Annotated in this window: 17 protein-coding genes; 10 read left to right on the forward strand and 7 right to left on the reverse strand. The window is 71.3% G+C overall.

What is annotated here, in order from left to right; translation table 11 throughout:
• The first annotated feature begins 113 nt into the window (after positions 1 to 113).
• The 7 genes from CFB46_RS30495 to treY are packed head-to-tail and all read left to right on the forward strand — an operon-like array spanning position 114 to position 18,167.
• Positions 114 to 3,506, forward strand: a complete 3,393-nt coding sequence (locus CFB46_RS30495) for a maltotransferase domain-containing protein (protein ID WP_027785985.1) — start codon at positions 114 to 116, stop codon at positions 3,504 to 3,506.
• Positions 3,506 to 6,916, forward strand: coding sequence for a maltose alpha-D-glucosyltransferase (gene treS / locus CFB46_RS30500; protein WP_027785986.1), 3,411 nt, complete (start codon positions 3,506 to 3,508; stop codon positions 6,914 to 6,916). Before CFB46_RS30495 ends, treS begins: the two co-directional genes overlap by 1 nt.
• Positions 6,913 to 9,120 carry a 1,4-alpha-glucan branching protein GlgB gene (gene glgB, locus CFB46_RS30505; protein WP_089502426.1) on the forward strand — a complete coding sequence of 736 codons (2,208 nt, stop codon included), beginning with the start codon at positions 6,913 to 6,915 and terminating at the stop codon, positions 9,118 to 9,120. Before treS ends, glgB begins: the two co-directional genes overlap by 4 nt.
• Before the next feature lie 32 nt (positions 9,121 to 9,152).
• Positions 9,153 to 11,267 (forward strand): glycogen debranching protein GlgX, encoded by a 2,115-nt coding sequence (glgX, locus tag CFB46_RS30510; RefSeq protein WP_027785988.1) that lies wholly within the window; start codon positions 9,153 to 9,155, stop codon positions 11,265 to 11,267.
• Positions 11,268 to 11,275: 8 nt separating this feature from the next.
• Positions 11,276 to 13,147 carry a malto-oligosyltrehalose trehalohydrolase gene (treZ, locus tag CFB46_RS30515; protein ID WP_027785989.1) on the forward strand — a complete coding sequence of 624 codons (1,872 nt, stop codon included), beginning with the start codon at positions 11,276 to 11,278 and terminating at the stop codon, positions 13,145 to 13,147.
• Complete coding sequence (malQ, locus tag CFB46_RS30520; RefSeq protein WP_027785990.1) at positions 13,144 to 15,375, forward strand: 4-alpha-glucanotransferase; 2,232 nt, start codon at positions 13,144 to 13,146, stop codon at positions 15,373 to 15,375. Before treZ ends, malQ begins: the two co-directional genes overlap by 4 nt.
• On the forward strand, positions 15,372 to 18,167 hold the full coding sequence (gene treY / locus CFB46_RS30525; protein WP_051421427.1) for a malto-oligosyltrehalose synthase: 2,796 nt from the start codon (positions 15,372 to 15,374) through the stop codon (positions 18,165 to 18,167). Before malQ ends, treY begins: the two co-directional genes overlap by 4 nt.
• Positions 18,168 to 18,204: 37 nt before the next feature.
• On the opposite strand, the gene CFB46_RS36125 is transcribed toward treY, so the two are convergent.
• Positions 18,205 to 18,459, reverse strand: a complete 255-nt coding sequence (locus tag CFB46_RS36125) for a hypothetical protein (protein ID WP_179235143.1) — start codon at positions 18,457 to 18,459, stop codon at positions 18,205 to 18,207.
• 117 nt (positions 18,460 to 18,576) lie between these two features.
• Here CFB46_RS36125 and CFB46_RS30535 point away from each other — a divergent pair, with 117 nt between their 5' ends.
• A complete protein-coding gene (locus CFB46_RS30535; RefSeq protein WP_027785991.1) occupies positions 18,577 to 19,827 on the forward strand; it encodes a phosphatidylserine decarboxylase family protein in 1,251 nt (416 codons plus the stop codon).
• Positions 19,828 to 19,849: 22 nt separating this feature from the next.
• On the opposite strand, the gene CFB46_RS30540 is transcribed toward CFB46_RS30535, so the two are convergent.
• The 5 genes from CFB46_RS30540 to CFB46_RS30565 all read right to left on the reverse strand — a co-directional run bounded on the left by CFB46_RS30540 (position 19,850) and on the right by CFB46_RS30565 (position 22,355).
• Positions 19,850 to 20,086: a hypothetical protein gene (locus CFB46_RS30540; protein WP_089502427.1), complete on the reverse strand. Its 237-nt coding sequence runs from the start codon at positions 20,084 to 20,086 to the stop codon at positions 19,850 to 19,852.
• 256 nt (positions 20,087 to 20,342) lie between these two features.
• Positions 20,343 to 20,672 (reverse strand): DUF1488 domain-containing protein, encoded by a 330-nt coding sequence (locus CFB46_RS30550; protein ID WP_027785994.1) that lies wholly within the window; start codon positions 20,670 to 20,672, stop codon positions 20,343 to 20,345.
• A 4-nt stretch (positions 20,673 to 20,676) separates the two neighbouring features.
• Positions 20,677 to 21,225 (reverse strand): type 1 glutamine amidotransferase domain-containing protein, encoded by a 549-nt coding sequence (locus CFB46_RS30555; protein ID WP_027785995.1) that lies wholly within the window; start codon positions 21,223 to 21,225, stop codon positions 20,677 to 20,679.
• Positions 21,226 to 21,455: 230 nt separating this feature from the next.
• On the reverse strand, positions 21,456 to 21,821 hold the full coding sequence (locus CFB46_RS30560; RefSeq protein ID WP_027785996.1) for a DUF3022 domain-containing protein: 366 nt from the start codon (positions 21,819 to 21,821) through the stop codon (positions 21,456 to 21,458).
• Positions 21,822 to 21,905: 84 nt separating this feature from the next.
• Entirely contained in the window at positions 21,906 to 22,355 is a 450-nt protein-coding gene (locus CFB46_RS30565) for a hypothetical protein (protein WP_027785997.1), read from the reverse strand.
• 157 nt (positions 22,356 to 22,512) lie between these two features.
• On the opposite strand from CFB46_RS30565, the gene CFB46_RS30570 reads away from it, so the two are divergent.
• Positions 22,513 to 22,869 (forward strand): DUF3175 domain-containing protein, encoded by a 357-nt coding sequence (locus tag CFB46_RS30570; RefSeq protein WP_027785998.1) that lies wholly within the window; start codon positions 22,513 to 22,515, stop codon positions 22,867 to 22,869.
• Between the two features lie 42 nt (positions 22,870 to 22,911).
• The gene (locus CFB46_RS30575; protein ID WP_027785999.1) at positions 22,912 to 24,234 is read left to right on the forward strand and encodes a cation:proton antiporter domain-containing protein; all 1,323 of its coding nucleotides are present in this window, start codon (positions 22,912 to 22,914) and stop codon (positions 24,232 to 24,234) included.
• Positions 24,235 to 24,237: 3 nt separating this feature from the next.
• Here the strand turns inward: CFB46_RS30575 and ligD are convergent, their stop codons facing one another.
• On the reverse strand, positions 24,238 to 26,982 hold the full coding sequence (gene ligD / locus CFB46_RS30580) for a DNA ligase D (RefSeq protein ID WP_089502428.1): 2,745 nt from the start codon (positions 26,980 to 26,982) through the stop codon (positions 24,238 to 24,240).

The following is a 26,982-nucleotide window of genomic DNA, read 5'->3' on the forward strand; positions in this document are numbered from 1 at the left end:
TCCCCTTCAAACCGCATTCCCGCGGACGCCCCGCCCCGCCGGTGGTCGCGCGGCAGGCACGCACGTTGCGACGCACCGGCTTTACCGCTCCCGCCACCCGCCCGCCCCACGCCATGGACTCCACACCGCCGTTCGCTCCGCACCTCTACTTCTGCGACGCCCGCCTCGTGGGGCCGCTCGACGCGTGGCCGCGAACCTTCGCGCATATCGCCGGCATGGGCTTCGATCACGTGCTCGTCGGTGCATTCTGGGCCGCGAGCGTCGCCGGCTTTCCGCGCCACGTGGCCGATTTCCGGCGGCCGGCCCAGTCGTTCGCGACGCGTGCGAGCGCGCTCGAAACCTTCTCGCGGCTCGCGCAGCTTGCGAAGGGCCACGGGCTGCGCCTGCTGCTCGAAGTCGTGCCGGATCGCATCGCGCGCGAGAACCCGCTGCGCGCCGAGCATCCCGACTGGTACGTCGAGCACACGCACGACGACGCGCTGATCGATCCGCGCGGCACCGCGCACGCGCTGGACATCGCGCACGCGAACGCCGGCGATGAAGCGGCGCGCGACGCGCTCTCGGCATGGTGGTGCGCGCATCTCGCGACGTTCGCCGACGGGGGCGCGGCCGGCTTCCTGATCGACGCCCCCCATCATCTGCCGGCCGAATGGTGGCCCGGCTGGCGCGCGGCGCTGCGCCGTGCGCGCCCGGATGTCGCCGTGCTCGCCGGGGTGCCCGGCCATGCGCGCGACGCGCTCGCGCAGTTCGAAACCGCCGGGTTCGACGCGGTGTTTTCATCGGTGCGCTGGTGGGATCTGCACGCGCCGTGGTTCGCGGACGAACACCGGCTGCTGCGGCGCATCGGCGCGCCGATCGCGTTTCCCGATGCGCCGGACGGCCCGCGTCTCGCCGACGACTGGCCCGACGCATCGGACGACACCCTTGCCCGCGCGTATCGCCGCGCGCTCTGGACGGCCGCCGCCGTCGGCACCGGCTGGCTCGTGCCGATGGGCTTCGAGCGCGGCGTGACGGTGCCGCTGATGGCCCGCGACGCGGATGCCGAACGCTACCGCGCCGCATTCGAGCACGCCCGTTTCGACCTGTCGGGCGCGATCGCCAACGCAAATGCATGGCGCCGCGCCACGCCCGTCGTGGCGGCTCGCGGCGAAATCGCGCAACTGAGCGCGCCGGGCGCGAATGCGACCGTGCTGCTGCGCGGCACCGGGCCGTTGCTCGAACACGACGACGCGGCGTTGCTGATCGCGTTGAACCCCGATCTCGACGCGCCGGCCACGGTCGACCCCGCGACGATCCTGCCCGGCGTGCCCGGCGGCTTCACGCGCGTCGTCACGCAGGACGGCGCGCGAACGCATCCGCCGGCCGCGCTCGAGCCGTTCACGCTCGCGCCCGGCGCGTATGCGCTGCTGCACGCGTGGCAGGCGCCGCCCGTCACGACGCGCCCCGACGCTGCGCGCGAGCGCACCGTGCTGTCGGCGGCGCTCGCGGGCGACCGGATCGCGATCGAGCGCGTCGAGCCGTCGGTCGACGACGGCCGCTTCGCGATCAAGCGGGTGATCGGCGAGCCGCTCGTCGTCCGTGCGTCGATCTTCACGGACGGGCACGCGCATCTGGCGGCCATGCTCCAGTGGCGCGCCGCCGACGAGGACACCTGGCGCGAAATACCGTTCGAAGCCGAGCCGAACGACCGTTGGCATGCGCGCGTCATGCTCGACCGGCTCGGTCGCCATGAATTTCGGGTGATCGCGTGGCGCGACGACTGGGCGTCGCTGGTCACCGACATCGCGAAGAAGCGGGCGGCCGGCCAGGACGTGACGCTGGAGGTGCGCGAAGCGCAACTGCTGCTCGCGACCGCGCTGAAGCTCGCCGAGCCGGCCGATCCGCGCGCGGTCAAGCAGATGGAGCGGCTCGCCGCCGAGCTCAAGGACGCGTCGCCCGACGAGCGCCTCGCGCGGATCGGCGCGCCCGCGCTCGCCGATGCGTTCGCGGCGCTGCGCTACCGCCCGTTCGTCACGCACGACGCGACGACCTACCCGGTCGAGGTCGAACGCCGCAAGGCGCGCTTCTCGAGCTGGTACGAGATGTTTCCGCGCTCGGCGAGCGACGATCCGCACCGGCACGGCACGTTCGACGACGTGATCGGCCATTTGCCGCGCATCCGCGACATGGGTTTCGACGTGCTGTATTTCCCGCCGATCCACCCGATCGGCACGTCGGCCCGCAAGGGCCGCAACAACAGCCTGACCGCCGGCCCCGACGATGTCGGCAGCCCGTACGCGATCGGCTCACCCGACGGCGGGCACACGGCCGTGCATCCCGAGCTCGGCACGCTCGAATCGTTCCGCGCGCTGATCGACGCCGCGCGCGTGCACGGGCTCGACATCGCGCTCGATTTCGCGATCCAGTGCTCGCCCGACCATCCGTGGCTCGCCGCGCATCCGGGCTGGTTCGCGTGGCGGCCCGACGGCTCGCTGCGCTTCGCGGAGAATCCGCCCAAGCGCTACCAGGACATCGTGAACCCCGATTTCTACGCGCCGGACGCGCTGCCCGACCTGTGGCTCGCGCTGCGCGACGCGGTGCTGTTCTGGGTCGACGCGGGCGTGCGGATCTTCCGCGTCGACAACCCGCACACGAAGCCGCTGCCGTTCTGGGCATGGATGATCGCCGACGTGCGCGGCCGGCATCCGGACGTCGTGTTCCTGTCCGAGGCGTTTACGCGGCCGGGGATGATGTACCGGCTCGCCAAGGTCGGCTTCTCGCAGTCGTACACGTACTTCACGTGGCGCGAGTCGAAGCGCGACTTCATCGACTACCTGACCGAACTGACGGCCGGCCCCGCGCGCGAATTCTTCCGGCCGAACTTCTTCGTCAACACGCCCGACATCAACCCGCGCCACCTGCAGAACGCGCCGCGCTCGCAGTTCGTGATCCGCGCGGCGCTCGCGGCGACGCTGGCCGGCTCGTGGGGCCTGTACTCGGGCTTCGAGCTCGGCGAATCGGCGCCGCTGCCGGACAGCGAGGAATACGCGAATGCCGAGAAATACGAGCTGCGCGCGCGCGACTGGAGCAAGGCCGCGCACATCGGCACGGAAATCGCACGGCTGAACCGCGCGCGGCGCGATCACCCGGCGCTGCAGACTCATCTCGGGCTCACGTTCGTCGATGCCGACAACGACTCGGTGCTCGTATTCATGAAGGCGACGCCCGCGTTCGACAGCGTGGTGGTCGTTGCAATCAGCCTCGACCCGTGGCATCCGCAGGCCGCGAACTTCACGCTCGATGCGGCGCTGTGGCGCGGCCTCGGGCTGGTCGACGGCGAACCGCTCGATGCGCTCGAACAGGACGCCGCGCATGCGCAAACCTGGCGCGGCCGTCGCCAGTACGTCTCGCTCGATCCGCACGTGCGGCCGTACGCAATCTGGCGGCTCGCGCCGTCTCCGGGCGCCGCGCGGGCGGCGGCGCCCGCACCGGACGACGCCCGACACTCCTCGGGAGCCCACGGATGATGAAACGCGAAGATTCCCTCGACGACGTACGGCGCGCGCAGTTCCCGTCGCTCGCGCCGGCCGGCACGCCGCGCCGGCGCCGCGCGCGCCGCCGCGAACCCGCGCTCTGTGCGGACGATCCGCTGTGGTACAAGGACGCGATCATCTACCAGGTGCACGTGAAGTCGTTCTACGACTCGAACAACGACGGCATCGGCGATTTCCCCGGCCTGATCGCGAAGCTCGACTACATCGCCGAACTCGGCGTCGACACGATCTGGCTGCTGCCGTTCTATCCGTCGCCGCGCCGCGACGACGGCTACGACATCGCCGACTACCGCGACGTGCATCCCGACTACGGCACGCTGGCCGACGTGCGGCGCTTCATCCGCGAGGCGCACGCGCGCGGCATCCGCGTGATCGCCGAGCTCGTGATCAACCACACGTCGGACCAGCACCCGTGGTTCCAGCGCGCGCGCCGCGCGAAGCCGGGCTCCACGCATCGCGACTACTACGTGTGGTCCGATACCGACACGAAATACGCGGGCACGCGGATCATCTTTCTGGATACCGAAACGTCGAACTGGACCCACGACCCGGTGGCCGGCCAGTACTACTGGCACCGCTTCTATTCGCACCAGCCGGACCTGAACTTCGACAACCCGGCGGTCGTGCGCGAAGTGATCCAGGTGATGCGCTTCTGGCTCGACCTCGGCATCGACGGGCTGCGGCTCGACGCGGTGCCGTACCTGGTCGAGCGCGAAGGCACGAACAACGAGAACCTGCCGGAAACGCACGCGATCCTGAAACGGATCCGCGCGACGATCGACGCCGAGTATCCGAACCGGATGCTGCTCGCGGAAGCGAACCAGTGGCCGGAAGACGTGCAGGAATACTTCGGCAACGAGGACGAATGCCACATGGCGTTCCACTTCCCGCTGATGCCGCGCATCTACATGTCGATCGCGAGCGAGGATCGCTTCCCGATCCTCGACATCATGCGGCAGACGCCGGCGCTCGCGCCGAGCAATCAGTGGGCCGTGTTCCTGCGCAACCACGACGAGCTGACGCTCGAGATGGTCACCGATTCGGAGCGCGACCTGCTGTGGCAGACCTACGCGAGCGACCGCCGCGCGCGGCTGAATCTCGGCATCCGGCGCCGGCTCGCGCCGCTGATGGAGCGCGACCGGCGCCGCATCGAGCTGATCAATTCGCTGCTGCTGTCGATGCCCGGCACGCCGGTGATCTACTACGGCGACGAGCTCGGGATGGGCGACAACATCCACCTCGGCGACCGCGACGGCGTGCGCACGCCGATGCAGTGGTCGTCGGATCGCAACGGCGGCTTCTCGCGCGCCGACCCGGAAATGCTCGTGCTGCCGCCGGTAATGGGCTCGCTGTACGGCTATGACGCGATCAATGTCGAGGCGCAGACGCGCGATCCGCATTCGCTGCTGAACTGGACGCGGCGCATCCTCGCGACGCGCCGCGCATCGCAGGCGTTCGGGCGCGGCACGATCCGCTTCCTGCGGCCGGAGAACCGCAAGGTGCTCGCGTACCTGCGCGAGCTGGACGGCCACGAGCCGGTGCTGTGCGTCGCGAACCTGTCGCGCGCGTCGCAGGCGGTCGAACTCGACCTGTCCGAATTCGCGGGCCGCGTGCCGATCGAGATGACGTCCGATTCGCCGTTTCCGCCGGTCGGCCAGCTCCCGTATCTCCTCACCTTCCCGCCGTACGGGTTCCTGTGGTTCGTGCTCGCCGAGCATGGCCGCGAGCCGTCGTGGCGGCAGCCGCACGCGGAGCCGCTGCCCGAATACGTGACGCTCGTGATGCGGCGCGGCGATACGCGGCCGGACGTCTCGCAGCTGCACGCGCTCGCGCACGACGCGCTCGCGTCGTGGCTCGCGCGGCGGCGCTGGTTCGCGTCGAAGGATCGCGCGATCGGCGACGCGTGGCTGAACGTCGTCACGCCGGTGCCGGATGAATCGTTCCAGTATGCGGAGGCGTGGGTGTCCGCGAGCGACGGCCGCGTCGAACGCTATGTGGTACCGCTCGCGGCCGCCTGGGGCGGCGAGACGTCCCATCCGTTGTTCGCGCAGCTCGCCCTGGCGCGCGTGCGGCGCGGCCACACGGTCGGCTACCTGACCGACGCGTTCGCGCTGCCGGCGTTCGCGCGCGGAATGCTGCGCAAGCTGCGCGACGGCGCGACGGTGCCGACGTCCGACAGCGGCCGGCTCACCTTTCTTCCGGAAGACGCACTCGTCGGGCTGGACCCGGGCGACGACGCGGAAGTGCGCTGGCTCGCGGCCGAGCAGAGCAACAGCTCGCTCGTGATCGGCGACGCGATCGTGCTGAAACTCGTGCGCAAGGTCGCGCACGGCATTCATCCGGAAGCGGAAATGAGCCGGCACCTGACGCGCATCGGTTATGCGAACACCGCGACGCTGGCCGGCGAAGTCGTGCACGTCGATCCGGACGGCACGCCGCACACGGTCGCGATCCTGCAGCGCTACGTCGACAACCAGGGCGACGCATGGACGCGTTCGTTCGACTTCCTGCGTCGCGCGATCGACGAGCTGGCGCTGCCGGCCGCGGGCGATGGCGAGGCCGCCGAGACGGAGGAAGAGCCCGATGCGCTGCTCGGCTACGCGGCGTTCGCGGGCATCATCGGCACGCGGCTCGGCCAGTTGCACGTCGCGCTCGCGCAGCCGTCGGACGATCCCGCGTTCGCGCCGGAGCGCGCGACGCCCGAGCACGTCGACGGCTGGTGCGTGGACGCGATCGCGTCGTTCGAGCATGCGCTCGACGTGCTGCGCACGCGGCTCGACGCGCTCGATGCGGCCACCCGGGCGTCGGCCGACGCGCTGCTCGCGTCGCGCGACGCGGCCGTGCGGGCGCTCGGCGAACTCGTGCCGCGCACGCTCGATGCGCAATGCACGCGGATTCACGGCGATTTTCATCTGGGCCAGGTGCTCGACGTGCAGGGCGACGCGTTGCTGATCGACTTCGAAGGCGAACCGGCGCGCCCGCTCGAGCGGCGTCGCGCGAAATCGCATCCGCTGCGCGACGTGGCCGGCCTGCTGCGCTCGCTGTCGTACGTGAGCGCGACCGCGCAGTTCGCGATCGAAAAAGCGCCGCCGCAAGCCGCCGGCCGCAAGCGCGCGCTGTTCGACCGCTTCGGCCAGGCCGCCGCCGACCGCTTCGTCGAATGCTATCGCGCGGCCGCGGACCTCGCGCCCGCGCGCTTCGTCGACCCGCGCTACGCGGACCGCCTGCTCGCGCTGTTCCTGATCGACAAGGCGTCGTACGAGCTGTGCTACGAGGCCTCGAACCGGCCCGACTGGCTGAGCGTGCCGGTCGGCGGGCTCGCGGCGCTGGTCGAGCGCCTGCTCGGCGACGGCGCGCTGCCCGACGACGGAGGAAACCCATGACCGACACGCTGTTCGAACGCGCCGATATCGATGCACTGCTCGCCGGCCGCCATCCCGACCCGTTCGCGTGCCTCGGGCCGCACGAACAGGCCGACCGGATCGTCGTGCGGGCGCTGCTGCCCGGCGCCGAACGAGTACGCGCGCTGTCGCCGGACGGCGCCGAACTCGGCGCGCTCGCGTGCATCGATCGCGCCGGCTGCTTCGCGGGGACGATCGCGCACGACGGCGGCTGGCCCCATTACCTGCTCGCGATCGACTGGCCGAACGCGCACCAGGTGACCGACGACGCGTACGCCTTCGGCACGCTGCTCGACGACGCGGCGCTCGCGCGCTTCTCGGCCGGCGACCCGGCCGCCGTGCTCGACTGCCTCGGCGCGACGCCCGTGCGCGTCGGCGATACCGACGGCGTGCGCTTCGCGGTCTGGGCGCCGACCGCGCAGCGCGTATCGGTGGTCGGCGATTTCAACGGGTGGGACGGGCGCCGCCATCCGATGCGGCTGCGACGGCCGTCGGGCGTGTGGGAGCTGTTCGTGCCGGGCATCGGCGCGGGCGAGCGCTACAAGTACGAGCTGCGCGCGGCCGACGGGCGCGTGCTGCCGCACAAGGCCGATCCGTGCGCGCGCGCGACCGAGGCGCCGCCGCGCACGGCGTCGGTGGTCGCCGACGTCGCGGCGCTCGACGCGTTCGCGTGGCACGACGACGGCTGGATGCATGCGCGGCCGCGCACCGATCGCTATCGCGTGCCGTGGTCGATCTACGAGGTCCATCCGGAGTCGTGGCAACGCATCCCCGAGGAAATGGAGCGCAGCGCGACGTGGGACGAGCTGGCGGAGCGGCTGATTCCCTACGTCAAGGGAATGGGCTTCACGCACGTCGAATTCATGCCGATCGCCGAATACCCGTTCGGCGGCTCGTGGGGCTACCAGCCGCTCGCGCAGTTCGCGCCGTCCGCGCGCTTCGGGCCGGTGGACGGTTTCGCGCGGTTCGTCGATCGCGCGCATGCGGCCGGCATCGGCGTGATCGTCGACTGGGTGCCCGCGCATTTTCCGAACGACGCGCACGGGCTCGCGCAATTCGACGGCAGCGCGCTGTACGAGCACGCCGATCCGCGCGAGGGGATGCATCCCGACTGGAACACCTGCGTGTTCAACGTCGGGCGCACGGAGGTCGGCGCGTTCCTCGTCGCGTCGGCGCTCGCGTGGGCGCGCCGCTATCACGTCGACGGCATCCGCGTCGATGCGGTCGCGTCGATGCTGTACCGCGACTATTCGCGCAAGGAAGGCGAATGGGTGCCGAACGTGTACGGCGGCCGCGAAAACCTCGAATCGGTCGCGTTCCTGCGCCGGTTGAACGACACGCTGCACGGTGCGGACGCGCCGGCCGGCGTCGTCACCGTCGCGGAGGAATCGACCGCGTGGCCGGGCGTCACCGCGCCGACCGGCGACGGCGGGCTCGGCTTCGACTTCAAGTGGAACATGGGCTGGATGCACGACACGCTCGCGTATCTGCACGAAGACCCGATCCACCGCCGCTATCACCACGACCGGATGACGTTCGGGCTCGTGTACGCGTTCTCCGAGCGCTTCGTGCTGCCGCTGTCGCACGACGAGGTCGTGCACGGCAAGGGTTCGCTCGTCGCGAAGATGCCCGGCGACGCATGGCAGCGGCTCGCGACGCTGCGCGCGTATTTCGGCTTCATGTGGGCGCATCCCGGCAAGAAGCTGTTGTTCATGGGCAGCGAATTCGCGCAATGGGCCGAGTTCGCGCACGATGCGACGCCGCACTGGGACTTGCTCGACGCGCCCGCGCATCGCGGCGTGCAGCGGCTCGTGCGGGACCTCAACCGCGCGTATGCGGCCGAACCGGCGCTGCATGCGCTCGACTGCCATGCGGCCGGATTCTCCTGGCTGATCGGCGACGACCGCGACAACAGCGTGTTCGCGTTCGTGCGCCGCGACGATGCGGGGCGCCTGGTCGTCGCCGTCTGCAACTTCACGCCCGTGCCGCGCGCCGGCTATCGCCTCGGGTTGCCCGCGGCCGGCCAGTGGCGCGAACTGATGAACACCGATGCCGCGACGTACGGCGGCGCCAACGCCGGCAACGACGGCGCCGTGTGGGCCGAAGCCGTGCCCGCTCACGGCGAGGCGTGGTCGGCGACCTTGCGCCTGCCGCCGCTCGCGACCCTGTGGCTGACACCTGCCTGATTTCCCGCGCCTTCGACACGGAGATCCGCCCCATGCCGACCGCCCTGCCTGCCCGTCTCGACCCTGGCCGCTGCTACCCGCTCGGCGCCACTTGGGACGGTCTCGGGACCAACTTCGCGGTATTTTCCGCGCATGCGCAGCGCATCCAGCTGTGCGTGTTCGATCCGACCGGCCGCAAGGAGCTCGCGCGCCTCGACCTGCCCGAATGCACCGACGAGGTGTGGCACGGCTACCTGCCCAACGCGCATCCGGGCACCGTGTACGGCTTTCGCGCGGATGGCCCGTACCAGCCGCAACACGGCCACCGCTTCAATCCGACCAAGCTGCTGCTCGACCCGTACGCGCGCAAGCTGGTCGGCCATTTCCGCTGGTCGGACGCGCTGTTCGGCTATCGCGTGCATTCGAACCGGGCGGACCTGTCGATCGACCGCCGCGATTCGGCGCCCGCGATGCCGAAGGCCGTGGTCGTCGACGAGGCGTTCGACTGGAGCACCGACCGCCGGCCGAACGTGCCGTGGCGCAGCACCGTGATCTACGAGACCCACGTGCGCGGCGCGTCGATGCGCCGCGCCGGGCTGCGCCAGCCGGAGCGCGGCACGTTCGCATCGCTCGCGCATCCGGCGTTCGTCGATCATCTGCTGTCGATCGGCGTGACGACGGTCGAGCTGCTGCCGGTTCATGCATTCCTGCAGCAGCGCGCGCTCGTGCATCGCGGGCTGCGCAACTACTGGGGCTACGACACGGCCGCGTTCTTCGCGCCGGAACCCGCGTACCTCACGACGCGACGGCTCGACGAAATGCGCATCGCGATCCGCCAGCTGCATGCGGCCGGCATCGAAGTGGTGCTCGACGTCGTCTACAACCACACGTGCGAAGGCAATCAGCTCGGGCCGACGCTGTCGTGGCGCGGCCTCGACAACGCGAGCTATTACCGGCTGCGGCCCGACGATCCGCGTTACCACGTCGACGAAACCGGCTGCGGCAACACGCTGAACATGTCGCATCCGCGCGTCGTGCAGATGGTGATGGACTCGCTGCGCTACTGGGCGACCGCCTTCAACATCGACGGCTTCCGCTTCGATCTCGGCGTGACGCTCGGCCGCGAGGATCACGGCTTCGAGCCGGGCGCGGGGTTTTTCGACGCATTGCGGCAGGACCCGGTGCTCGCGCAGCGCAAGCTGATCACCGAGCCGTGGGATCTCGGCCCCGGCGGCTATCAGCTCGGCCGCCATCCGCCCGGCTTCGCCGAATGGAACGACCGGTTCCGCGACACCGTGCGGCGCTTCTGGCGCGGCGACGCCGGACAGCGCCCGGAACTGGCCGCGCGGCTGTCGGGCTCGGCCGACCTGTTCAACCACGGGCGGCGCCGCACGTGGGCGTCGGTCAATTTCATCACCGCGCACGACGGCTTCACGCTGGCCGACCTCGTGTCGTATGCGGGCAAGCACAACGACGCGAACGGCGAGGACAACCGCGACGGCCGCGACGACAACTGCAGCGCGAACTGGGGCGCCGAAGGGCCGACCGACGACAAGGCGATCCGCGCCGTGCGAGGGCGCATCGCGCGCTCGATGCTCGCGACGCTGTTTACCGCGCTCGGCACGCCGATGCTCGTGGCCGGCGACGAATTCTGCCGCACGCAGCACGGCAACAACAACGCGTATTGCCAGGACAACGAACTGTCCTGGCTCGACTGGGAGCTGGCGCGCAGCGACGACGGCGTGCAGATGACGCGCTTCGTGTCGCGGCTCGCCGCGCTGCGGCGCATGTATCCGGTGATGTCGGCGCCGCGCTATCCGTCGGGCGACCGCGACGGCGCGCCGGGCATGCGCGAGATCGGCTGGTTCGACGAACGCGGCGACGCGCTCACCGTGCCCGCATGGGAAGACGGCGAAGGCCGCGCGCTGACGATGCGGCGTGTCGGCACCGGCCGCACCGGCCGCACCGAGGCATTGCTCGTGATGCTGAACGCATCGGCCGGGACCATCACGTTCAAGCCGCCGGCGCCCGTGCTCGAGTACCGCATCCTGGTCGATACCGCGACACCCGACGCCGGCCCGCGTTCGTGGCCGGAAACCGGGCTCGACGTCGCCGCGCACACGGCCGTGATCGCGGTCGCGGCCGTGCCGCCCGATCATCCTTCCTGAGGACCGCCATGACCACCCGTTCCGCCCGCCCCACCGGCACGCATGCATTCGAATCGTCGTTCGGCGCGACCTGCGTCGAGGCCGACCGCACGCGCTTCCGGCTGTGGGCGCCCGCGAGCCGTACGGCCGCCGTCGAGCTGCAGGACGAAGGCGGCCGAGCGATTCCGATGACGCCGGCCGGCGACGGCTGGTTCGAGACGGTCGCGCCGTGCGGCCCCGGCACGCTATATCGCTACCTGCTCGACGACGCGCTCGCGGTGGCCGATCCCGCGTCGCGCTTCCAGCCCTACGACGTGCTGGGCCCGAGCCAGGTCGTCGATCCGGCCGCGTACCGCTGGCGCCACGACGGGTGGCGCGGCCGCCCGTGGCACGAAACGGTGCTGTACGAGCTGCACGTCGGCGCATGCGGCGGCTACGCGGCCGTCGAGCGGCGGCTGCCGTCGATCGCCGAACTCGGCGTGACCGCGGTCGAACTGATGCCCGTCAATGCGTTCCCCGGGGCGCGCAACTGGGGCTACGACGGCGTGCTGCCGTTCGCGCCCGATGCGTCGTACGGGCGGCCCGAGGAGCTGAAATCGCTGGTCGACACCGCGCACGGGCTCGGGCTGCAGGTGTTCCTCGACGTCGTGTACAACCATTTCGGCCCCGAAGGCAACCTGCTGCCGCGCTACGCGCCCGATTTCTTCCGCGCGGACCAGCAGACCGCGTGGGGGCCGGCGATCGACTTCTCTCGGCCGCAAACGAGCGCGTTCTTCATCGACAACGCGCTGTACTGGCTCGACGAATACCGTTTCGACGGGCTGCGCATCGACGCCGCGCACGCGATCGACGACGACGCGTGGCTGCGCGAACTCGCGCGCCGCGTGCGCGCGTACGCGGGCGACGCGCGCCACGTGCATCTCGTGCTGGAGAACGAGCGCAATACCGCGAGCCTGCTCGGCCCCGGCGGCTTCGACGCGCAATGGAACGACGACTTCCACAACAGCGCGCACGTGCTGTTGACCGGCGAGCGCGACGGCTACTACCGCGCGTACGCCGACGCGCCGCTGCGCCATTTCGCGCGCACGCTCGGCGAAGGCTTCGCGTATCAGGGCGAGCCGTCGCCGCTGCGCGACGGCGCCGCACGCGGCGAGCCGAGCACGCATTTGCCGCCGACCGCGTTCGTCGCGTTCCTGCAGAACCACGACCAGATCGGCAACCGTGCGTTCGGCGAACGGCTGCGCGCGCTCGCGAACGACGACGCCGTGCGCGCGGCGACCGCGCTGATGCTGCTCGCACCGTCGATTCCGCTGCTGTTCATGGGCGAGGAGGACGGCAGCACGCAGCCGTTCCAGTTCTTCACCGACTATCGCGGCGCGCTCGCCGACGCGGTGCGCGACGGCCGGCGCCGCGAATTCGCCGCGTTTCCCGCATTCGCCGACGCCGCGCACCGCGACGCGATTCCCGACCCGAACGACATCGCGACGTTCGTGCGTTCGTCGTCGCACCACCCGCCCGACGAGTCGTGGCCCGACGCGGCCGCCTGGCGCCGCTTCTACCGCAGCGCGCTGGCCGTGCGCGCGGCGCTCGTGATCCCGCATCTGGCCGGTGTGCGGTCGCTCGGCGTCGACCTGCTCGCGGGCGACGGCGACCCGCAGGCGCTCGTCGCGCGCTGGCGTCTCGGCGACAGCAGCACGCTGACGATCGCGCTGAATCTCGGGTCGCACGACGCGGCGCTGCCCGGGCTGCCGGTCGGCAAGATCGTGTTCGAGACGCCGCCGCGCGCACGCGACCGGCTGCCGGGCCGGCAATTGCCGCCGCGCGCGTGCATCGCGTGGCGCGACGGCGCGGTCAACCAGGATGCGCGGCAGCACCGCGCGAACGGACGGAGCGCATCATGACGACCGACGTTCCGATCACGGCGCTCGCCCGTGCGGCCGGGCTGGAACCCGAATGGACCGACGCGGGCGGCGTCGCTCGGCGCGTGGACGACGACGCGCTCGTCGCGCTCGTCGATGCGCTCGGCTGGCCGTGCGGCACCGCGATCCAGCGGGTCGACAGCGCGGCGGCGCTCGCCGACGCGAACGCGGCGCCGCCGCGCGTCGTGACCGGCGACGCCGGCCTGCCGCTGACGCTGCCCGCGACCGTCGCGTCGCCGGGCGCGCGCTTCCGGATCTCGCTCGAAACCGGCGGGCACGTGGACGGGCGCGTGGGCGGCGCGGGCGAACACGGCACGCTGCCGCCGCTCGCGATGCCGGGCTATCACGCGCTCGACGTCGGCGAGCAGCGCATCGGCTTGGCGATCGCGCCGCCGCGTGTGCAGCCCTTCGACGCGTTCGCACGCGGACGCGACGCGGGCCGCTGGGGTATCGCCGCGCAGCTCTACAGCCTGCGCCGCACCGGCGACGACGGCGCGGGCGACTACACGGCACTCGCGCGGCTGGCCGCGCAGGCGGCGCGCCACGGCGCGCAGGCGGTGGCGATCAGCCCGACGCATGCCGGCTATCCGGCGCTCCCCGCGCACGACAGCCCGTATTCGCCGTCGTCGCGACGCTGGCACAACGTCGCGTATCTCGACTGCGACGCGGTACCGGGCGCCGATGCCGCGCCTCGCGCATCCACGGCCACGGCCGATACCGCGTTGATCGACTGGCCGCGCGTGCTGCCGGCGAAGCTGCGCCGCCTGCGTGCGTGCTTCGACGCGTGGCGCGCCAGCGACGACCCGTCGCGCGACACGTACCAGCGTTTTCGCGCGGCGGGCGGCGCGGCGCTCGACGCGCATGCGCGCTTCGATGCGCTGCAGGCGTTCTGCATCGAGCACGGGATCGGCGCGGACTGGCGGCAGTGGCCCGCGCCATGGCGCATGCCGGGATCGGCGGAAGTCGACGCGTTCGCGCACGCGCATGCCGACACGATCGCATTCCACACGTTCCTGCAATGGTGCGCGTCGCGCGCGCTCGGCGACGCGCAGCACGCGGCGCGCGGCGCGGGCATGGCGACCGGGCTGATCGCCGATCTCGCGGTCGGCTCGGATCGCGCCGGGAGCGACGCGTGGGCGCACGGCACGACGCTGCTGCGCGGCGTGTCGCTCGGCGCGCCGCCGGACCTGTTCAATGCGGCCGGCCAGGCGTGGGGCGTGACGACGTGGACGCCCGATGCGCTGCGCGCGGACGGCTTCATGCCGTTCATCGAGCTGCTGCGCGCCGCGTTCGCGCACGCGGGCGGCATCCGCATCGATCACGTGCTCGGCTTCGCGCGGATGTGGATCGTGCCGGACGGCGGCTCGCCGCGCAGCGGCGCGTACCTGCGCTATCCGCTCGACGATCTGGTGCGGCTCGTCGCGCTCGAGGCGGCCCGCCATCGCGCGATCGCGATCGGCGAGGATCTCGGCACCGTGCCGGCCGGATTGCGCGAACGGCTCGGCACGCAAGGTGTCGCGGGCATGCGCGTGCTGTGGTTCGAGCGCGATGCGAATGGCGCGTTCCGGCCGCCGTCCGCGTGGGATCGCCATGCGATCGCGACGACCTCGACGCACGATTTGCCGACCGTGGCCGGCTGGTGGCGCGGCATCGATCTCGGATGGCGGCGCATTGCAGCCGAGGCCGAAGCCGAAGCCGCGAGACGACGCGACGCAACGCAGCCGGGCGACGTCGGCGCACCGGCGCCGGACGACGCGAGCGCGCACGATTCGGACGAGATCGTGCAAAGCATGGCGTTCGGACACGACACCGTGCAGCGCCCCGAACCCGGCCCCCCGACGCCTCCGCGGGCCTCGTCTGCCGAGCTGCTCGCCGCTCATGCGGAACGCGCCACCGAGCGCGCGGCGCTGTGGCACGCGCTGCAGGAGGCCGGCTGCGTGCCGGCCGGCGCCGCGATGCCGCCGGCCGACATGCCGCCGGTGACCGCGATCCTCGGATACGTCGCGAGCAGCCCGTCGCCGCTCGCGCTGCTGCCGCTCGAGGATCTGCTCGCGCTCGACGCACAGCCGAACCTGCCGGGACCGCCGTGCGGCCATCCGAACTGGCGACAGCGGCTGCCGCGCACGATCGACACGCTGTTCGACGCCGACGTGCGCACCCGTATCGCCGCCGTCGTGCACGCGCGCCGCGCGCGGAGGCACGGCCCATGACCCCACGCGCGACGCTGCGGCTACAGCTGCATGCGGGCTTCACGTTCGACGACGCGGCCGCGCACGCCGACTACTTCGCGCGGCTCGGCGTCAGCCATCTGTACCTGTCGCCGGTGTCGACGGCCGAACCGGGCTCGCTGCACGGCTACGACACCGTCGACTACGGCGCGCTCGGCGCGGAACTCGGCGGCGAAGCCGGCTTCATGCGGCTCGTCGACGCGCTGCGCGCGCGCGGCCTCGGCATCATCGTCGACATCGTGCCGAACCACATGGGCGTCGGCGGGTCGTCGAACGGCTGGTGGAACGACGTGCTCGAATGGGGACCGGCGAGCCCGTACGCGCGCACCTTCGACATCGACTGGCATCCGCCCGACCCGGCGCTCGACGGCAAGGTGCTGCTGCCGTGCCTCGGCGCGCCGTACGGCGATGCGCTCGCGGCCGGCGACATCACGCTGCGCGCCGATCCGGCCGCGGGCCGCTTCACCATCGCGTGCCCGGGGCGGCGGCTGCCGGTTGCCGTCGCCACTTACGCGGAGATCCTGCGCATCGCGAACCGCGCGGACCTGAACGCGCTCGCCGAGCGCTTCGACGCCGCGCCGCCACGCGACAGCGCGCGGCTCGCCGCCGCCCACGCGGCGCTGCGCGACCATGCGAGCGCGCACGGCCCGCACGCGCTCGACGCGGTATTGCGCGGCGCCGACCCGCGCCGCGCGCGCTCGCGCGCGTGCCTGCATCATCTGCTCGAACGCCAGCACTACCGGCTCGCATGGTGGCGCACGGCCGCCGACGAGCTGAACTGGCGGCGCTTCTTCGACATCGCGACGCTCGCGGCCGTGCGCGTCGACGACGACGCCGTATTCGACGCCGTTCATGCGCTGCCGCTGCGCCTCCATGCGGCCGGGCTCGTCGACGGCGTGCGCGTCGATCACGTCGACGGCCTCGCCGATCCCGGCGCGTATTGCCGCCGGCTGCACGCGCGGCTCGCCGCGCAGCGCGACGCGCGGCCCTACGTCGTCGTTGAGAAGATCCTCGCGCCCGGCGAGGCGCTGCGCACCGACTGGGCCGTCGACGGCACCACCGGCTACGACTTCATGAACGACGTCGGCGCGCTGCTGCACGACCCGGCCGGCGCCGAACCGCTCGCCGCGCACTGGGCGGCCGTATCGGGGTCCACGCGCACGTTCGCGCAGGAAGCCCTCGACGGCAAGCGGCGCGTGCTGATGCGTCAGCTCGCCGTCGAGCATGCCCGGGTCGCGCGGTTGCTGCACGGGATCGCGCGGGCCTCGCCCGCGACGCGCGACGTCAGCCGAATCGCGATCCAGCGCATGCTCGGCGAACTCGCGGTGCGGCTGCCCGTGTACCGGATGTATCCGGCGCCGGGCGACGAACCCGCCGACGCCGACCGTCGCGTCCTCGCGCACGCGTACGACGGCGCGTACGCGGCGCTCGATCCGGCCGACCGGTTCGCGCTCGAGCGCGTCGCCGCGTGGCTCGGCTTGCCGGTCGTGCGCGTGCCGCGCGCGAACGCCGATGCGCTGGTCGCGGCGCGTGTCGCGTTCGCGCAGCTCACCGCGCCGCTGGCCGCGAAGGGCGTCGAGGATACGGCCAACTATCGCTATGGCCGGCTGCTGTCGCGCAACGAGGTCGGCGCCGACGCCGGCGACTTCAGCCTGTCGCGCGGCGCGTTCCATGCGCGCAACCGGCGCCGCGCGCGCACCGTGCCGCACGGGCTCGTCGCGACGGCCACGCACGACCACAAGCGCGGCGAGGACGCGCGGGCGCGGCTCGCGGTGCTGAGCGAGACGCCCGATGCGTGGCGCGCGGTGTCGCTCGACTGGTCGGCGCTGAACCTGCCGCATCGCGGCGGCGCGCACCGCGACCTCGCGTGGACGCCCGGGCCGGCCGCCGAGGCGATGCTGTACCAGACGCTCGTCGGCTGCTGGCTGCCGGCGCTCGCGCCCGACGATGCGGCCGGGCTCGCCGCGCTCGCGACGCGCGTCGTGCAATGGCAGACGAAGGCGCTGCGCGAAGCGAAGCAATACACCGACTGGCTCGCGCCCGAGCCGGATTACGAGCGCGGCTGCGAAGCGTTCGTTCGCGCGATCCTGACGCCGCGCGGCGCCGGCGATTTTCCGCATCGGCTGCACGCGTTCGTCGCGCGGATCGCGCCGGCCGGCGTCGTCAACAGCCTGACGCAAACCGCGCTGCGGATCGCGTCGCCCGGCGTGCCCGATCTGTATCAGGGTACCGAGTCATGGGATCACTCGCTCGTCGATCCGGACAATCGGCGCGACGTGCCGTTCGCGACGCTGGCAGCGCAATCGGTCGACGGACCGGTCGCGTCGTATCTGCCGACGTGGCCCGATGCGCGCGTGAAGCGCGCGCTGATCGAGCGGATGCTCGCGCTGCGTGCGCGATGGCCGGCCACGTTCGCGGACGGTGCGTACGTTCCGCTGCGTGTGCGCGGCAAGCTCGGGCGGCATGCGGTGGCGTTCGCGCGGTGCGACGACGCGGCCACCGTGGTGGTGGTCGCGACGCGGCTCGCGTGCCGGTTGCTGGGCGAAGCGCCGGCGTTGCCGCGCGTGGAGCCTCGGGAATGGGGCGATACGGCGGTCGTGCTGCCGCGCGGCGTTGAAGGGCCGTGGATCGACTGGTTGAATGCGGGGGATGCGATCGATGCGCCGGAAGGTGCGCTGGCGCTCGATCGCTATCTGGGCGGGTTACCGGTGGCGGTGCTCGTCGCGGCGTCGGCGGCGGGTCAGGATCGGCCCCGACACGCGCGCGGCCAGTAGTTCACTCCCCCGGATCGGCCGGCCAGTAACGGCCCCCTCACGACCACTCTTCCGGCGGCATCTCGCCGCTGTCGTCCTCCCACAGCGGCTTCCTTGCCTCTTCTTCTCCGCGGCTCGGCGTCACCGGCCCGTTCCCGCTGTCGTTACCGCGCCCGGCTTGCCGCGCGCCGTCGCGAGACGCCGCCGGACGTGCTCGCGTGCGCGTCGGCGTCACGGTTCGCTGTCCGTTGCGGCGGCGTTCGTCCGTCGCGCCCGCGTCGTTCGTCTGTCGTGCATTCGAAGCTGTAGCCATTTTTCTCTCCTGAGTCATCGAAGGAAACCGGTCGTCCAGAACGCAGCAATTTCGGTGCCGTCCGTCGGGCAAGCGTCTTGCTACATCGATTCGACCGCAACCGTTCCGGAGGTGACGATGCCGACGAATCGCAACACGCCGCCCGCCACACGCCGCCGTCTCGGCGGATGGATGGCCACCGAGGAATCTCACATGGCCGCGTTCCGCGAAAAAATGGCGAGCGAAGCGCGCGCGCATGCCGGCGAGCGCCTGCGCACGCCGGCCGTGCAGGAACTCGCGCGGCTGTTCGACGACAACGCCGTGCTGCACATGAGCCTGACCCGCGCAATCGACGAAGCGCGCGAATCGGGATACCGGCTCGGCTACGCGTCGATCGGCGAGCTGATGACCGTGCTCGACCATCTGATGACCTACACGCCGCCGTTCAGCGAGGAAAGCCTGATCGTGTGCCCGCTGAACGCGTTCTTCGACTGGCCGATGTGCATGCCGTCCGGCCACGCGGTGTTTCGCGACGCGGCCGTCAACGCGCAGTTGAAACGCGTGCTGAACGTCTGGTGCGACTTCCTCGGCGGCCCGCATTCGCGCGCGCATCTCGACACGTCGGCGCCCGACGGCTGGTTCTGCGACGCAGCGCGCAAGCGCCTGGGGCTGTCGCAATTCCAGTATCGCGAAGACCAGCCGCACTGGGGCTTCGATTCGTGGAACGACTTCTTCACGCGCCGCTTTCGCGACGGCGCGCGGCCCGTTGCGGCGCCCGACGATCCGCACGTGATCGTCAGCGCGTGCGAAGCCGCGCCCTATCACACCGAAACCAACGTGAAGCTGCGCGACACGTTCTGGATCAAGGCGCAGCCGTATTCGCTGCGCGACCTCTTCACGCCCGCATGGCTGTCGCTCGCCGAGCGTTTCGTCGGCGGCGACGTCTACCAGGCCTACCTCAGTGCGTACAACTACCATCGCTGGCATGCGCCGGTGCGCGGCGTCGTCACGCATGCGTATCGGGTGGACGGCACGTATTACTCGGTCGCCGAAGCGGAAGGCCCGGACCCGGCCGGGCTCAACGACTCGCAGGGCTACACGACGGCGGTCGCCGCGCGCGCGGTGGTCGCGATCTCGAGCGACGATCCCGGCATCGGCACCGTGGCGGCCGTGTTCGTCGGGATGGGCGACGTGTCGTCGTGCGTGATCGAGGTCGTGCCGGGCCAGCGCGTCGACAAGGGCGACGAGATCGGCTACTTCCAGTTCGGCGGCTCGACCTACTGTCTACTGTTCGAGGCCGGCGTGATCGACCGCTTCCTGCACGCGCCGCCGTTCGAAGGCCAGCCGCCGGTCGTGCAGGTCAACGCATCCGTCGCGATCGCGCGGTGAGTGCCGCGCGCGGCCCCGTGCGTCACGCGTCGGTGATGTCGATCGCACGGGGCTCGTCGGCGTCATGACGCTGCACGCACCGCAGGACCGACAGTCCGTCGGCCGTCAATGCGGGCCGGTGCGCGCCCGATGCGTCGTCGCGCTGCATCACGATCAATTGTTGTTCGACGAGCGCGACGACGTCGTCGCGGTCGATCTGGATCTGTTCCGGTGCGTGATGCACCAGGAACAGCGCGGCAAATTCATGGGCGGTCAGCATGCTCGTTTCCCCGTTGGCGGCTACGCACGACGCGACAGCGGCGTCGCATCGGCAGGCGGCGCGAAGCGTGCGCCGGCGACGTTACGAGCACGCACGGATCGTGCCAATCCGCGTGATGCGAGCGGCGTCCGTGCGGTGCGCGCGCCGCGCGATGTGGCACCCGACGGCGCGTTCGAGCCGCTGCAAAGTTTTCAACGGCATGTAAGGGCGGGCGAGCGACGATGGCAGAAGAAACGCTGCGGCAAATGCAATCCCCTCACGACTGCCGCTGGCGAAACAAGCCCGCCCGCGCGCGCCCGTCCGGCGCACGGAAATACCCGCTATGCAGCACCACGTCGTGGTTGCCGCTGGCCAGCACGTCCGCGCATGCGGCTTCGATGCGCGCGCGGCCGCGCTCGAACGCATCGCGCAGGTCGGCTTCCAGCGCGGACCGCGCACCGAAATGATCCTCCAGCGCCTCGACGGTAATCGCGCAGGTCTGCGGCGCGCCATCGACGTCGACGACGAAGCGCAACTGCAGCGCCGCGCCGTCGAACGTCGGCGGTTCGTCGGTGAGCGTCACGGGGCGGGCGGAATCGGCCGGCATCGGCTCATGCCCCCCGCGCTGCGAGGCGCTCGACCAGCGCGCCGTTGAACGCGGGCAGATCGGCCGGCTTGCGGCTCGTGATGAGGTTGCCGTCGCGCACGACTTCCTCGTCCACCCACTTGCCGCCCGCATGACGGATATCGTCCTGCAGGCTCGGCCAGCTCGTCATCGTCTTGCCCTCCACGAGCCCGGCCGACACGAGCAGCCAGCCGCCGTGGCAGATCGCCGCGACCGGCTTGCCGGCGCCGACGGCCGCCGTCACGAATTCGCGCGCGGCCGGCAGCATCCGGATCGCGTCGCCGTTCACGACGCCGCCCGGCAGCACGACCGCGTCGTAGTCGCCTTCGCGCGCATCGTCGAAGGTGCGGTCGACCCTCACGCGCTCGCCCTTGTCGACGTGCCGGAAACCCTGGATCTCGCCGCGCTTCTGCGAAATCACGTCCACCTGCGCGCCTTCGGCCGCGAGCGCGCGCTGCGGTTCGACGAGCTCGGCTTCCTCGAAGCCGTCGACCGCGAGAATCGCTACCTTGCAATGATCCAGCCTGCCGCTCATGAATGCCTCCGTGGATAGGGAATAAGGGAGTACACGGTGTGCCGTGCCTGTCGTGCCGTCATGCAGCAATCGCCGTTCCGGCCGCCCGCGTGTAGCGTGGCGTCCATCGGGGAACGACCCGCGATCGGGGGGATAGGCGCCCCGTGGCCCGGTCAGTCCGTATCAACACCGGCCCGGCTGCAAAGATTTCAACGTGATGTAACGCGATGCCGTGCGTCGATCCGACGCGATTACTGCAGATGGCGTGCCGCATCGAGCATCGAGTCGGTCAACTCGATGGTCAGCGTCAGGTTCTCGTCGGTATCGGGCAATTGCTCGAGCGTCTGCTGCACGGCGTCGTGCAGCATCGCGTGCACACGCATCCGCGCGCCGTCGTCGAGATCCGCGTAGCGTTCCATCGTCGAGCATTCGAGCGCAAGCACGACCGAATGTCGGGCCGCTTCCGGCGGCGCCTCGACGGCATTCGCCCACGCCGCATGAAACATGACCCTGCCCGTTTCGACGTCCACGTGGACCGTCGTGTCGAGATCGTCCGTGTCGACTGCATCGTCGTCGATCTCGTCGTGCTCCAGGAAAATCCGGGAATTCGATTGCATGATGTCCTCCTGCGTGGTGGCGGCGCGCCCATGCCGGGAACCGCGCCGCCATCGCGCCGTGCCGGCCGCGCCGGCACGACACCGTCACTTACCGCTGGAACCGCCGCCGGCGGCCCCGCCGCCGCCCGAGCCCGTCGAGCCTGCCCCACCGCCGTTGCCGGCGCCGCCGGCGCCACCCGAGCCGCCACCGGCCCCGCCCGAGCCGCCGCCGACACCGCCGCCCGTGGCGCCGCTACCGCCCTCGCCCGCGCCGTTCGGGCCGCCGCCCGGCTTCACGTGACGGGCCGACGCGCCGTGCGAGCGCATCCCGTGCTTCATGCCGTGCCGCTGCGTGCCCGCCGGCGGAGGCGGCGCGGCCGTATTGCCGTTGGTGCCCGGCGTCGACATGTCCATCGACGGATTCGGCGCGCCGGTGCCCTCGTCCGAGCGCTGCGAGTTCTGCGCCCACGCGGCCGGCGCGGCCGCGACGAGCGCGACAGCCGCGCAGGCCAGCACACGCCGCGCGACAAACTTCGATTCGAATGCTGACTTCATGGCGTTTTCTCCTTGTGGATGATTGCGTGATGGGAATTCCTGCTCCGATCTGTCAGCAAGGCCCATGCCGTCGCGGGCAACGTTCGTGGTGCGGCACGCGCTTTGCGTCGCCTTTCTCCACACGCCTGTCCTCTGACCCCATACGGAGCCCTGCCCCATGCCTTCCGCTTCTGCTTCCCATCCGCACGGCAAGCGCCACACGCGCCGCCCGGGCCGCGCGCGCAGCGCCGACCCGGCCCACCGCAAGCGCTGGTCCGGCGAAGTCACGCAAAAAAGCGAGGCGCTCGACATCGAGCCCGACATCTTCAAATCCGACGATCCGGCCGCGATCGCTGCGTCGCTGAAGCGCTCGGCCGAACACAGCCGCCGCCGCAAGGCGTCGCCGTTCCAGTCGGCGATGTCGATGCTGAATTTCTACGTGAACCGCGCGGGCCGCAACCTGCCCAAGACGCGCCGCACGACGCTCGAACGCGCGAAGCGGAAACTGCGCGAGGCGTTCGGCCGCAAGCCCTGACGGTGGGCGCGCCGCCCGTACCGACCTGCCGCGATCACACGCATGCATGAAACCCTCTGGTATCTGATCATCGGCGCGGTGCTGCTGACCATGGGCGTCGTGACGTCCGCGCTGCGCCACCTCCCCTGCAGCTCGGCCATGATTTACCTGGTGCTCGGCGTCGCGCTCGGCCCGGCCGGCGCCGGCCTGCTGCACCTCGATCTCGAACGCGACGGCCGCCTGCTGCGCGAGATCGTCGAAGTCGCGCTGCTCGTGTCGCTGTTCGCGATCGGGCTGCGGCTGCGCGTGCCGCTGTCCGACAAGCTGTGGCTCGTGCCGTGCCGGCTCGGGCTGCTCGCGATGATCGTGACCGTGCCGCTGCTCGCGGTGTGCGCGGTGCTCGCGCTGGGCCTCGGCTGGGGGCCGGCGCTGCTGCTCGCGGCGATCCTCGCGCCGACCGACCCGGTGCTTGCGCACGACGTGCAGGTGCACGATCCCGGCGATCGCGACCTGGTGCGCTTCGCGTTGTCCGGCGAAGGCGGGATGAACGACGGCATCGCGCTGCCGTTCGCGCTCGCGGGGCTCGCGCTGTGCGGCGCACCCGATGCGACGTACGGCATCCCGCCGCTGTCCGGCACGTTCGCGCTCGTCGCGCTGTGGGGCATCGCGGGCGCGGCCGCGATCGGCGGCGGCCTCGGCTGGGTCACGACGAAGACGATCGGCTGGCTGCGCACGCGCCACGCGCAGGCGCTCGGCCTCGAAGGCTTCTTCGCGCTGGCGCTGATCGTGCTGTCGTTCGGCGCCGCGCAGCTCGCGCATACGTTCGGCTTCATCGCGACGTTCGCCGCCGGCGTCGCGATGCGGCGCGTCGAGCATCGCGCGAGCGGCGACCGCCCGCCGCGCGAAGTGATCGGCCAGATCGATTCGGAAGACGTCGTCGCCACCGAAAAGCATCCGGAGAAGGCACATGCGTTCATGGCCGAATCGGTGCTCGGCTTCACGATCGAGCTCGAACGGATTGCGGAAGCGATCGTGATGACGATGATCGGCAGCGTGCTCTCGACGCTGCCCGGCCCGCTGATCACGTGGGGTGCCGCCGCGCTGGCCGCCGTGCTGTTCGTCGCGGTGCGTCCGCTCGCGGTGCTGGTCACCCTTTCCGGGTCGCGCGCGACGCATGCGCAGCGGCGGCTGATGGCGTGGTTCGGCATCCGCGGGATCGGTTCGTTCTACTACCTGCTGTTCGCGCTCGAGCATGGTCCGTCCGAGGTCGTACGCCCGCTCGCGGCGCCGGTGCTGGCGGTCGTGTCCGCGTCGGTGGTCGCGCACGGGATTTCGGCGACGCCGCTGATGAACTGGTATTACCGGCTGCAGCAGCATCGGCGCTGACGGTCACGCGTCGGCGCCGAGCCGCGCCCGCATCGCCGCGGTGATGCGCTGGCGCGCCTTCTCGTAGCTGTCCCACGGATCGCGCTTCAACGTGTCCAGACGTTCGTGCAGCGTATCGATCGTCCATTGCGCGCCGCCCGTCGTGTCGGGCACTTCGTCCCAGTCGAGCGGCACCGACACGCCCATGCCGGGGCGCGCGCGCACCGAATACGCGGCGATCGTGCTCGCGCCGCGCCCGTTGCGCAGGTAGTCGACGAAGATCTTGCCGCGCCGGTGGCGCGGCCCCATCGTCGCGGTGAAACGGTCGGGCAGCGTGCCGGCGACGTGCTGCGCGACCGCGCGCGAAAAGTCCTTCACGTCGTCCCAGCCCGCATGCCGCGTGAGCGGCACGACGACGTGCAGCCCCTTGCCGCCGCTGGTCTTGCAGAACGACACGAGGCCGAGTTCGTCGAGCAGCCCGCGCACGAGTTGCGCGGCGTCGATCATCGTGCGCCACGGCAGCGCCGGGTCGGGATCGAGGTCGAACACGATGCGGTCGGGTCGCTCGATGTTCGACGCATGCGCGTTCCACGTGTGCAGTTCGACCGTGCCCATCTGCGCCGCGCCGAGCAGCGCATCGACGCTATCGAGCGACAGCAGCGGCCCGTGGCCCGGATCGAGCCCTTCGTGCTGCGTGACGAACGGAATCTCGCGGCGCTCCGCATGCTTCTGAAAGAACAGTTCGCCGGCGATGTCGCCCGGTGCGCGCACGAGCGAGACGGGCCGCCCTTTCAGGTCGGGCAACAGCCACGGCGCGACCCATTGCCAGTACCGCGCGAGATCGATCTTGCGCGTGCCGCCTTGCGGGTCGAGCACGCGCTCGGGATGCGTGATGCGCACGCGGCCGAGCGTATCGGCGTCGGCAGAGGCGCGCGCGCCGCGCGCCGTGCCCGTACTCGCGTGACGATCGGTGCGCGACGCACGCCGCGGCTTGTCCTGCGTGGTCGAATGCTGATCCATCGCCCCCTCCGTTTCCATGTGTTTCGGCATCTCGCGAACGATCTGCTCCGCCGGCTTGTCCTCTCGCAGCGCGATGAATGCGGCCTGCCGCACGATGCCGTCGCCGGTCCATTCCGCGAATTCGCATTCGGCGACGAGTATCGGCTCGACCCAGTGCACGCGCGTGCGCGTGCGTTCGCGCGGCGGTGCATCGAACGGCATCGTGTCGCGTTCGTGCCGGCGCAGGATCGCGGCGAGACGATCGAGCATCCGCGCGTCGAAGCCGGTGCCGACACGGCCGACGTAGCGCAGCGGCCCGGGCCCGCGCCGCCGCTTGCCGGCCGGCGCCGGTTCGTGCACGCCGAGCAGCAGCGCACCGAAGCCGTGCCGGCTGCCCGACGGCTCCGTGAAGCCGCCGATCACGAACTCCTGCCGGCGCCGGCACTTGAGCTTGATCCAGGCAGGCGAACGGCCGGCGCGATAGCGCGAGTCCGCACGCTTGCCGATCAGCCCTTCGAGGCCGGTGTCGCAGGCGCTCGCGATCAGCGACGCGACGTCCTCGCCGAGATCGGGCGAAAAGCGCACGCGCGCCGGGTCGCCGTTCGCGAGCAGCGGTTCGAGCAGCGCTCGGCGGGCCGTGAGCGGCGCATCGCGCAGGTCGTATCCGTCGAGATAAGGCAGATCGAACACGAAGAAAGTGATCGCATCCGCTCGCCCGGTGCCGAACGCGTTCTGCAACGCCTGGAAATCGGGCAGGCCGTTTTCGCCGAGCACGACGGCCTCGCCGTCGAGCCATGCGTCGTCGACGTCGAGCGCCGCGAGCGCGTCGCGCTGCGCGCGCAGCTTCGCGGTCCAGTCCCGGCCTTCGCGCGTCATCAACGTGACGCGCCGACGCGCGCCCTTCCCCACGATACGCGCCAGGATCCGATAGCCGTCGAACTTCAGTTCGTAGCACCAACCGCCCTGGGTCGGCGGTGCGTCGACCAGCGTCGCGAGTTGCGGCGCGACGCGCTCGGGCAGCGGCGCGCGCACCGCGCCTTCGACTTGCGACGGTTCGGTGGGACGCTGGTTGTCGTGTCGCGCGTCGCGTGCATCGCCGTCCGCGCCAGCCGATTCGCGGCGAGACGCCGCGCGCTTGCGCGCCGCGCCGTTGGACGCGCCGTCATGCACGCTTCCCGGCCGCTCGCCGACGACGTCGAATTCATCGGCGCCGCGCGCGTCGTCATCGCGCTCCTTGATCAGCAGCCACTGCTCCTGACGCCCTTCCTGCCGCCCGCTGCGCACGAGCGCCCAGCCGCCGTGCAGCTTGTGGCCGTCGAGCCGGAACGTCAGCTTGCCCGCCCGATAGCCTTCGCGCGCGTGCGCCACGCCGCCATCGGGCGTCCACGTGCCTTCGTCCCAGACGACGACCGACCCCGCACCGTAATGCCCGGCCGGAATCTCGCCTTCGAACGACGCATATTCGAGCGGATGGTCCTCGACGTGCACGGCGAGCCGCTTCACCCGCGGATCGAAGCTCGGCCCCTTCGGCACGGCCCACGACTTGAGCGTGCCGTCGAGTTCGAGCCGGAAGTCGTAGTGCAGCCGTCGCGCGTGGTGCTCCTGGATCACGAAGCGCAGCGCATGGCGTGCACGCGCGGCAGGCTTCGCCTTCGGCTTCGTGTCCGCTTGCGTCTGCGCTTTCGCGCGACGTTTCCCGTGCGCCCCTTCGGGCTCGGGCGTCGCGCCGAAATGGCGCTTGCGGCGGTACGGATCGAGCTTGCCGGCCAT

This window comes from Burkholderia sp. HI2761 (assembly GCF_002223355.1).
Taxonomy (GTDB): Bacteria; Pseudomonadota; Gammaproteobacteria; order Burkholderiales; family Burkholderiaceae; genus Burkholderia.